The 11880-nt window shown below is 42.1% G+C and carries 4 protein-coding genes; 1 reads left to right on the top strand and 3 read right to left on the bottom strand.

From position 1 onward, the window contains the following. Window positions 1–145 precede the first annotated feature (145 nt). The 3 genes from H6F39_RS12155 to gshA form a co-directional block, all read right to left on the bottom strand. Entirely contained in the window at window positions 146–2461 is a 2316-nt protein-coding gene (locus H6F39_RS12155) for a peptidoglycan DD-metalloendopeptidase family protein (RefSeq protein ID WP_370539386.1), read from the bottom strand. An 823-nt stretch (window positions 2462–3284) separates the two neighbouring features. Then, the gene (locus H6F39_RS12160) at window positions 3285–3746 is read right to left on the bottom strand and encodes a tRNA (cytidine(34)-2'-O)-methyltransferase (RefSeq protein ID WP_137909079.1); all 462 of its coding nucleotides are present in this window, start codon (window positions 3744–3746) and stop codon (window positions 3285–3287) included. Between the two features lie 203 nt (window positions 3747–3949). Beyond that, entirely contained in the window at window positions 3950–5110 is a 1161-nt protein-coding gene (gene gshA, locus H6F39_RS12165; RefSeq protein WP_137909078.1) for a glutamate--cysteine ligase, read from the bottom strand. 402 nt (window positions 5111–5512) lie between these two features. On the opposite strand from gshA, the gene H6F39_RS20750 reads away from it, so the two are divergent. Beyond that, the coding region (locus H6F39_RS20750; RefSeq protein ID WP_242028642.1) for an esterase-like activity of phytase family protein at window positions 5513–11880 on the top strand (6368 nt) is incomplete at its 3' end.

Raw genomic sequence — 11880 nt, forward strand, 5'->3', positions numbered from 1 at the left:
ATAGCATACAAATTTCCAATTGACAACTATCAATTTGTAAAATTTCCCAAATTTCCCAAATTTCCCAAATTTGCCTAAAACTAAAAAGAGGGAGTTTACCCCCCTCAATTTACCAAAAAACCCTTTAATTCCTGATTATCTGGAATTACAAACGATTTGGCAAGAAAGCGATAGGGTTAACGGCACCCTTACCCGAAGGATGAACTTCAAAATGACTATGAGGTCCAGTGCTGAAACCAGTGCTACCCATAGCCGCAATAGTCTGACCTTGTTGCACCCTTTGACCAGCTTGCACCAAAATCCGGCTGTTATGTCCATAACGAGTTAAACTACCATCATCATGGCGGATATCCACAAGGTTACCGTAACCACCGCTATTCCAGCCGGCCTTCTCGACCACACCAGCAGAGGAGGCATAAATGGGTGTACCGACTGAGTTAGCAATATCAATCCCTCTGTGCATTCTTCCCCAGCGCCAGCCGTAACCAGAAGTAAGGACTCCTTTTGCTGGCCAAATGTAACTGGTAGGAGTAGAATTAGATGGGAAATTGGGATTTTCCTCAGTTGTTTTTGGCAAGTATATATCCACTGCTGCCAAAGGTGGTAAAGCTGGAGAGACATTAGTTCCTCGCAATTTACCTAAAGAGTCAGAAGCACTTATTCCAGGAGAAGGAACTGTTAATTTAATCCCAGATGAATTGGGGGTAGAATTCCAGCCAACACCGGTCTTACTGGGCATAAATTCTGGGTTAATTGGCTCATTGGTAGACCCTGAATCTGTAACTAGAGGCTGAACAGGTTGATTGTTATAGCTGGGTAATATCGCTTTGGGTACAGGAATCTGTAGTCCAACTTGAGACACTACGCGATTATTGGTTGATTCAATAGGAACAGGTACAGACTGGCTATTATTTTTAGAACCTGTAGCAGCCACACCAGATTCTTGAGCGCGGTATTTATAACGCAATCTCTCAATTTCTGCTTGTAAGCTGCGAATACGTTCATTACCTTTACCTTTAGATACCTTTTCCACCGGTTTTGGCGACAAGTTTCTTGGTAATGGAGCATCACCACCTAATCCAAAAGATTCACCCGGAGTGGGTAATGCTTGCGGGATAGCAATAGGGATCTGCCCTTGGTTATAATTTGTTATGGGCGCGGGTGTTATGGGCGCGGGAACATTAATACGGTTAGTGATACTAGGATTGTTATTCTTTTGCCGCTCCCCTGTCACCACTGGTACTGGGATAATTACGCTATTATTAGTAGCACGACTATCAAGAGCTTTAGGCTGCTCTGTTGCTATGGGCGAAGGAACTATAACACTAGTATTGTTAGCAACAAAGGAGTTAGTGTTAAAACTAGGAGTGTTTACAGGATTATCTACTCTATTAACCTTCTCTACCATCTTCGCTGCTGGAATAATTAGGTTTTGACTAATTTGCAGTTGATAAGGATCGCTAAGATTATTAGCTTTAATTAGCTCGGAAACTGAAATACCATAATTGTTAGCTATCTCTGCTAATGTATCTCCGGGCTTAACCTGATATGTTGAAGGAGGCAATTGTGCGGCAACTTTTGTGGAAGTTGATCCAGGCATTGCTATTTGCTGTACCGTCGCACTGGGTTCCTGGTTCTGTTTTAACTCAGTTACAAGTTCAGCTTGGCTCGAACCAGTCAAATTCTTGGACTGTTTTGCGACAGAGTTATTAGATCCAGTGGTTGGCTGCTCTTCATTTATACCAGTGTTTGATCGATTTTGCGTTCTCTGAGCCCGTAACTGTGCCAAACTATTTCTTAACCGGGTTGATTTCTCCTGCAAGCGATTGAGAGCTACCTCTTGCTGTGCTTTTAGTTTGGCATCAACACTTCCACCGGCTAATTCCGCCGCTGCAACCTCGTTAGACAATTGTTGTGCTGCTTCGGTTTCTTGGTTATCGGCTGCTAATGTAGACTGAATTGGGCGGTTGCTCACTCCCTGTGCTAATTGGCTTTGTGAGTGGACAGAATTTTTTTCAGCCGCGTTAATAGGTGAAATTACATTGGATGTAGTTTCTTCTCTTCGAGACGCTTCACTGAGGACAGGTGTGTTGTTGGTGGCAATTTGCCATTTAGCTTCCGGTCCAGGTACTCGTGAAACTACTGTTGGTTCTAATATGACAGGATTTACTACACCCCCTACCTGTGAGATACTTTGGGACTCCAGCTTGGTGGCGGTAAATTTCATCTCAGTCTCAGAAACAACAGAATTTGTTGAAGCTGCTTTTTGACTGTCAACAGGAGCTGCTGCTTGGGCTTGATCACTTTGTCGAGTCACCAAAAGGCTGGCTGCTCCCATGGATATTGCCAAGCCAATCATGGCGGCCTGATGAGTCCGTGACCGGAGGGTTATTTGGGGATTTTTGTCATCAGTTGTTTGCCCTCCCGGGGCATCATCACGGCTGGGGCTATTTTTTAACACAGCCTGCCCTCTTTTTTTCAATGCTCGTTTCAAAGACAACCTCCTATGATCAATACTTTTTAACTGACCTTGATTTTTAAGTTAGATATTATTTAATGATTGATATCACATCAAACTACACATCAAGATCACATTCACCAGAGATATTTACGCAAGACTAACCTGCTTCTGGTAATTTGGACAAGTTCATGCACCTTGGTAAATCTGAAAATTTTTGGTGATGCCTTGTCTGAGTCCCTCCTCACAACCCAAGAATGTTAGCTCTTGACAATTATCTAAGCTCATTTGCTGGCGGCAAATAGCACGAACTAAACAAATATCATAGCAAGTCTTGGTCTATTGGCGCTGTTGGCTCATCAGCTTCTGCACAGGCGATCCTCCGGCTTTAACTATTTTCAAGATTTTTTGACTCAATCCGTTCTATCAACAGCACACTTTACGTTTATTATGATCTAAAAAACAACCGTATCTAATATCAGCAATTTTTGCATCTTTCTGTCGTAGTCTTGGATACATATCTCTCATAATCATTAATAGTCAAGGTTTTTGCTAATTTTCTCTCCTGAGGAATCAAAACCTGGAAGCTACAAAAATTTATCCTTGGCAGTCTATTTACTCTCAAAATATCTATACAAATTTCTTATGTCATTTCCCGGATACTTATCCGTATTTATCACTATCTCCACGGCATTTATATTATTTAAATAACAAAAATGCCAGAAGTTTCACCATGATTCCTCTTATCTAGATATTTCTATCACATTTAATCAAAAATTTTGATTCTTCAATATTATTTCTCAATAATATTAATATTGTTAATAGATTATTGTAAGTAGCCCAACTGGCGGCGACATTCAAATAAACCTATGGCTACGCTGACGGATAAGTTTAAGCTCCTGACACCCGGTTCATACATGGGAATATATAGGGTGGAGTCACAGGTGGAAAGAATAGAACCGGGTAAACCTGCTGTTTCACTGCCAAATAATAACCAATCCTCCGCTTGAAATTGAAAATTAATGTAGTTAAAATCACCACGAACACTAAAGCCCAAACACCTACCCCCTCTTTGTTGCTTTACATTTTGAAATGCTTCTATGGATTCATGATAATGGAGTTTAACATAAGGCCAATAATCTAACCCTGCTCTTTTAAGATAGCGATCGCTAATTTCAAATCCCAAGGGTCCGACTAAATGTAATTCCGTGGCTGTGGCTGCACAAGTACGGGCAATATTGCCTGTATTAGGAGGAATTTGCGGGTTCACTAAAACTATCTGCGGCATCTTTTTGAATCTTAGTCGTCTATTCTAGAAATTCTTTTCATCTCAAAATCTATCAAAATACAGAGGCGATATATAGTTTTTTTTTATATGTCAAAAGTATTTTCCATTGATTAGTTTTTTAAATCACACCAGGTGATTTGATAACCAAATCTGAGGGAGGGTACAAAGTTGATGATCCCTCGTCCCCCCACCTCCTCTTTTACCTATTCCCTGACAGATAAACATAGTTTGCTTTCTAGTTCGGTTTCCCGTTCCTGAGTCGTCAGAATCGCTTGAGCAATTACACGCTGAATTTCAACGCCTATTTTATGTAGTTGTAACCATTGTTGAGCTTCATTACCTGTTTGTAGGATATTTTGCAGTGGGGCCAAAAAACAGCTAAAGCCGTGTTGTTTGGCAATACCCCAAATTTCTTGGTCGAGTTCTCTGATCCAATCCCTAGCCAGAATACTATTACCATCTTGCCACCGCTGCAATCTAGCGTCAAGACTATCCGTGGCTGCTGCCATTTCGTTTTTCATGGTTAAGGTGATCAGTTCTTCGGGAGAAAAAGGGCTTTGAGTTAAGGGATCAATGCTAGGATTGTCAATAATTTGGATTAACCGCGCTTCTAGCAGAGCAGTCATTGCTAATAAAGCAATGGGATCTGTCACTAAATCACAGATTCTCAATTCTAAACGATTTAAATCATAAGGACGGCGATCGCCATTTGGACGCACTGATATCCATAAATGCCTTACATTTTGCATCTTACCCGCGTCTAATTGTTCATTAACCCATTGAATATGATGGGCATGACTAGTAAATAAGGGTACATGATCGGGAGTTTGCGGGAATATGCCCCAGCGAGTGGAATGATAACCAGTAGTTTTACCATCCAGGAAAGGAGATGAAGCACTCATGGCTAGGAAGAGAGGTGCTTCCATTCTGATCACCCGACAGGCACGCATTAATACCTCTGGATCACTAATACCGATATTGATATGGACGCTGGCAGTCACCACCTTTGTCCCATAGGTTTGTTCAATGTAGTCATGATAGGGATTAGTGGGGTCAGAACGGAAAAAGCGTTGGTTCATGTCCCCGGAGGCATCTCTGCCTGGCAAGGACAAGGTACTACCCGGTATTAAAGTGTAATTATCCAACTTTTGTAAATAATTCCGTAACTTTCTTCTAGGACCTAATAAAGCGCACAATAAATTCTCATAACTCGTCGAGGGCTGAGTTATGTACTCCACATTGCGGCTATCTGGTTCACGCATAAAACCATCTAAATCGGAAATAATTTTGTCCGATAGTCCCACAATTTCACCTTGAGGCGTACCAGTATACATCTCAATTTCAAAGCCTTTTGATAAAATCATGTTATTCTCCAAAGCTGCTGGTAATGTTTATAAATTGTATCTAATTAGACGATTTTTTGCACTTGTTTGGTATATATAAGTTTTTTGACTTTATTTGACTTTATTTTATTTATAAGGCTTAGTCAGCAGTGATGAAAGAATGAACCACGATCAAGCTTGCAGCGAAAATATTCCCTAAGGATGAGAAAGAAAGTTTCAGATATCTAATCTAATTTTAACCGATTATTCTATTAAGCTTATCTTTCCCTTAATCTTTGAATGTCATTATTTGAATTGTTGCTGTTACTGGTTATGAAAACCAAGCTGCTGGAGATTTGGGAAAGATAGAGTTAACCAAATAGCTTGAACAAATAACTTGAATAGCAATGCAAAAAACTAAACAAAAATACAAACATCTTCAGTATGGCAATTCAGAACGGAAGAACAACCGCTCCTGCTTACGTCAATAAACTTCCCCAAGGCGCACAATATGCCCTTGTTCCTTTATTGACTGTAGGTGACGAAGTTCCTTTATTACAAGGTGCTTTTGGTTCTTTTACTACCAGTGCTACTGATAAATTTGCTTTCACAGGCATTCCCGACGGTTTGGGAATTTATGAGACAGCCACAGGTTACTATGTGTTTGTCAGTCACGAATTGGGTAGCACTACCAAGTCAGATTTTTCCACCACAGTCACAGGACAAATCACCGGAGCGAGAGTTTCCCTATTCCAATTCGATAAAAACTGGAAAGTTATCGGTGGTAAAAACCTAATTGAAAAAGCCGTTGATAGTACGGGAACTGAACTAGGCAAAATCACCTTTACTACTAGCGGAGCAGATATTGTCAGCCTAACCTCCACCATACCAGGTTTTGGTCGCTTCTGTTCATCCTTTTTAGCGGAGAGTGGTTTTGAAGGCGGTCCTGTATTCTTCGCACCAGAAGAATCTGACGGTAACAGCCGGGGTTGGGCAGTCACACCCGACGGCACTGCTCAAGCTTTAGATGGTTTAGGACGCTTCTCCAAAGAAAACGTAATTGCAGCATCTCAGTATCGAGCTACTAACTCCAACAAAACGGTATTATTGTCTACTGAAGACACTGGTGATGGCGAACTCTATATGTTCGTTGGTAATCAAACAGCAGCAGATCCCAACGGTTTCAAAGATGGTGATTTGTATGTTCTTAAAGTTACTGACTACAGTGGTGAAACCTTGATAGAAGGGGTAAAGGTAGGCGCTACTTGGGTTAAGGTTGACCGTAGTGTTGTATATAACACTCAAGCAACGGAAGACAGGGCTGATGATGTAGCTAAGACCACTGGATTAGATTTATCTAATTGGGTGAATGCCAGTGGCCGCTCTACCAACTTCCGCCGTTTAGAAGACATAGCAGAAGACCCAAATAATCCTGGTACTTTCTACTTTGTCACCACAGGTACAAATAATAAGGTAGACGGTACTACTACCACAGTAGCAGCAGAAGCAGAAAACCCCTACGGTAAAATGTATCGTTTCAGTCTCAACGCTGCTGACCCCACAGGTGCAATTAGTAACTTTGAATTGGTGTTGACTGGTGGACCCAATACTGGAGTTAGCTACGACAACATTGTTGTTGACAAAAACGGCAAAATAGCCATTCAAGAAGACACCACTGCTTTTGGTGGTAGTGTCATGGCCGCCCAGAACCGCGATGCTCAAATCTGGTCCTATGACATCGCTACCGATACCGTTAAGTCCTTGTTTGAAATTAACCAACAGGCTGCTGGTAATGCCTATGATATCGGTACTGGTGCATGGGAAAGCTCTGGGATTGTTGAACTACCCCAAAATAGTCTAACTGGTGTAAGTGGCTACTTGTTCGATGTTCAAGCTCACGGTCTCAACAACACTGCTGACCCGAACCAGCCCAATATTCTCAATGGCGCTCATGTAGAGGGTGGACAATTGTTAGCAGCTGTTCCTCAAGTTGCCGACAAGCCGGTAGTCAATGGCAGAACCACTGATCCTGCTTATGTAAAAGTGTTGAGTGATGTTAATTACAGACTCAATGCACTTTTGACAGCTGGGGATGAAGTGCCTCTATTAACAGGTAGTTTTGGTGCTTTTACCGCTAGTAATACCGAAAAATTCGCTTTTACTGGCACTCCTGACGGACTGGGCATTTATGAAACCGTTGATTCTTACTATGTCTTTGTTAACCACGAATTTGGCAGCACCACAACAACAGATATTTCTAGCACCATTCCTGGACAAATCACTGGTGCGCGGGCTTCCTTGTTCCAGTTTGATAAAAATTGGCGGGTAATTGGTGGTAAGAATTTAATTGAGAAGGTAGTAGATAGCCAAGGTCAAGAAATCAGTAAGATCACCATTACACCTGATGGTATTACTCAAACAGGAAATTTTGCCTTCGGTCCATTCTGTTCCAGTTATTTGGCAACTTATGGCTTTGAAGGTGGCCCAGTATACTTTGTCCCAGAAGAGTTTGGTAACGGTCGTGGTTGGGCTGTAGCAACGGATGGAACTGCTCAAGCTTTAGACGGTTTCGGTCGCTTTTCTAAGGAAAATGTAATCGCAACATCTCAATATCGGGCTACTAACTCCACTAAAACGGTACTACTGTCATCAGAAGATTCTGGAGACGGTGAACTGTATATGTTTGTAGGTAATCAAACAGCAGCAGACCCCAATGGCTTCAAAGACGGTGAACTGTATGTCCTCAAGGTGACAGGATATGACTACGAAACCTTGGCGGAAGGTACAAAGGTCAAGGCTACTTGGACAAGGGTTGATCGGTCAGTGATTTACGATACTAAAGGTACGGCAGACCGTGCAGATGACCAGCCCTGGACTAGTGGTACTGACTTGACTAACTGGGTAAATGATGTCACCCGTTCTACTAATTTCCGTCGTGTCGAAGACATCACCGAAGATCCTAACAATCCGGGTACTTTCTACTTTGTCACCACTGGTAATACAAGCACCATTCCTGGTACAACTATTGAGGATAATGCTTACGGTAAGGCTTATCGCTTTAGTTTGAATGCGGCAGATCCTACGGGAGAAATTAGCGATTTTGAATTGGTGCTAACTGGTGGTGCAAACACGGGGATTAGCTACGATAACATCGTTGTTGATAGCAATGGCAAGCTGTTACTACAAGAGGACACAGCCGGTCGTGGTGGTGAAGTTGTCAATGCTCAACAGCGCAATGACCGTGTTTACTCCTACGATATTGCTACGGATACAGTTAGACCTCTGTTTGAAATTGACCAGAATGCTCAAGGTACTGCTTTTAATAATGGTTTCGGGACTTGGGAGACATCCGGTATCGTAGAAACTACGCCTAATTCCCAACTTGGTCGCAGTTCCTATCTATTTGATGTCCAAGCTGGTGTTCGCAATGGTTTAGACCCCAACCAGTTGAATGTCCTCAATGGTAATCATTCAAATGGTGGTCAATTGTTGATTGCTACCCCAGTACCAAATGTTGAGTTGCTAGGGTTTTCTGCTTTACCTGCGGATAGTTTTGCAGAGGGTCCACAATCTGGTAATGGGATTTCTGCTAATGGTAAAACTGGTCCATTCCCTGGTCAACCAATTCAAGGTTTTAGTGCTGTTCAAATTGGCAACAATAACAGTTTTTACTTCCAACCTGATAATGGTTACGGTGCAAAAGAAAATAGCGCTGACTACTTATTACGGATTTATCGTGTAGATCCAAACTTTAAGGGTACGGAGAATGGAGACGGTAGCGTTAAGGTTTTAGATTACATCCAATTCTCTGACCCAGACAGGAAGATTACTAATTTCACAATTGTCAATGATGCAACGGCGGCTAGAAACCTGACTGGTGCAGATTTTGATATTGAGTCTTTTGTCTTTGATAAGGATGGCACTATCTGGGTTGGTGAAGAATTTGGACCTTACCTTCTACATTTTGATGCTACTGGTAAGTTACTAGAAGCTCCCATTGCTACACCAGATAGATTTAAGACTCTAGACGGCACAGCGCCCGATGTTCTTGGTCATAGGGGAGCGAGTGGCTATCGTCCAGAACACACCTTAGCTGCTTACCAGTTGGCAATTGAGCAGGGTGCTGATTTTGTTGAGCCTGATTTGGTTGTTACTAAAGATGGTGTACTCATTGCTCGTCATGAACCTGCTTTGGCGATTTTGAATGCTGATGGTTCTGTAAATACTGGTAATACAACTACCAATGTGGCTACTATTGCTAAATTTGCAGATCGGAAAAAGACTGTAATTTTAGATGGAACGTCGGTTACGGGTTGGTTTGCTGAAGATTTTACTTTGGCAGAAATTAAGGAATTACGCGCTATTGAGCGTCTGTCTTTCCGTGACCAGTCTTTTAACGGTCAATTTGAAATTCCTACCTTGACGGAAATTATTAATTTAGTTAAGGGAGTGGAAGCCAGTACAGGTAAGAAAATTGGTATCTACCCCGAAACCAAGCATCCGACCTATTCGCTTTCTGAAGCTACTTATGTAGGTACAACTACTAAGATTAACCGTAATCTGGGTCAGATCCTCATAGATACTCTGAAGGCAAATAATTTCACTGATCCTAGTCGCATTTTCATCCAGTCCTTTGAAGTTGGCAACCTCAAGGAGTTGCATGATACTATCATGCCGGCTGCGGGGGTAAATATCCCGCTGGTTCAACTTCTAGATGCCAGTGGTATTGATATCAATGGCAATATTATTGAAGATAAACCTTACGATTTTATCGTTAGTGGTGACTCTCGCACTTATGGCGATTTGCGGAGTTCTCAAGGTTTGGCTGATGTGGCGAAATATGCTGATGCTATTGGTCCTTGGAAACGGATGATTGTCAGCGTTAGGGGTACTGATGCTAATGGCGATGGCAATGCTGATGATGTGAATGGTGATGGTACGGTTAATGATGCTGATAGAACTACACTAGCTCCTACTAGCTTGGTTTTAGATGCTCATAATGCCGGGTTGTTGGTTCATCCTTACACTTTCCGTAATGAGGGACGCTATTTAGCGGCAGATTACAAGGGTGATCCTAGGCTAGAGTTCCAACAGTTCTTCCAATTAGGTGTAGATGCACTGTTTACGGATTTTCCTGATACAGGCGATACTGTCAGAGACAGATTAGTTGGTGATGCTGGGTACAACATTGTTCGTTCTCCCCAAAATCCTGATGTCCTGGCGGGAACTGCTGTTGCTAATTTAGGTCGCTCTAAGGGTTTTGAGGGTAGTGCAATTAACGCCAGCAAAACTAAGCTCTATATGCTCTTAGAGGGTACGGTTCAAGGTGATGCTGCGGGTGCTTTGCGGATTAATGAATTTGATATTGCCAGCCGCCAATACACTAGTAGGGAATTGTTCTACAGGTTGGATGATGCAGCGAATGCTATTGGTGATATCACAGTCATTAATGATAATGAGTACCTGGTGATTGAGCGGGATAATAATCAAGGAGATGCTGCTAAGTTCAAGAGAATCTTTAAGATTGACTTGTCTAGAGCAGATGCCAATGGTTATGTAACCAAGGAGGAAGTTGTAGACTTACTCAACATCAAAGACCCCAACGACATTAACGGAGATGGCAAAACTACCTTTACCTTCCCCTTCGTAACTATTGAGAGTGTTGTAGTTATTGACAAAAATACGATTTTAGTTGCCAATGACAACAACTATCCTTTCTCAGTCGGTCGTCCTCCTGCGGTAGACAACAATGAACAAATTTTGTTGAGGTTGGAGAAACCTTTAAACCTGGTCAACAGAATCAGTATTAATGATGTGACTGTGGTGGAGGGATCTGTAGATGTAAATGCTGTAGTTACAGTTACTCTGAGTGAAGCTAGTAATACTGTGGTAACGGTTGAATACGCTACCAGCGGTGGTACTGCTACTTCTGGTACTGATTTCACTGCTGCTACTGGTACTCTCACTTTTGCGGCTGGTCAGACAAGCAAGACTATCACTATTCCTGTTAGGGCTGATGCGATCGCTGAAGCTGACGAGAAGTTTACCATCACATTAACTAACCCTGTTGGTGCAACTATCCCCTTTGTTACTAGCACTGTCACTATCACTGATACTGTTACTTCTGGTTTTACTGCTACTTTAGCAGCAGCAAAAACCAATCTAATTTTGACTGGTGTTAACAACATTAATGGTACAGGTAACGATGCTAATAACATCATCACTGGCAATAGTCGAAATAACAGACTCACTGGTCTTGCGGGTGATGACACTCTGATTGGTGGTGGTGGTAATGACACTCTGCTTGGTGGTTTAGGAGACGACACTTATGTTGTTGACAGCACAGGTGATGTAGTTACAGAAGTAGCTAATCAAGGTACGGATTTAGTCCAATCATTTGTTACTTACACTCTGAGCGATAATGTAGAAAGCCTCACTCTGACTGGAATAGCTAACATTAACGGTACTGGTAACAGCCTGGATAATACTATCACAGGTAACAATGGGAATAACACCCTCAATGGTGGAACTGGTGCAGATACCCTGATTGGTGGTGTGGGTAACGACATTTACGTTGTTGACAACACAGGTGATGTAGTTACAGAAGCGTTGAATGGAGGTACAGAACTGATCCAATCATTTGTCACCTACACTCTGAGCGATAATGTAGAAAACCTTACTCTGACTGGAACTACAGCAATTAACGGTACTGGAAACAGCCTGAATAATACCATTACAGGTAACACGGCTAATAACATTCTTGATGGTGGTTTAGGTAATGATACCCTTAATGGTGGTTTAGGTACTGATAC

It is taken from the genome of Dolichospermum sp. FACHB-1250 (genome assembly GCF_014696335.1).
Lineage (GTDB): Bacteria > Cyanobacteriota > Cyanobacteriia > Cyanobacteriales > Nostocaceae > Dolichospermum > Dolichospermum planctonicum.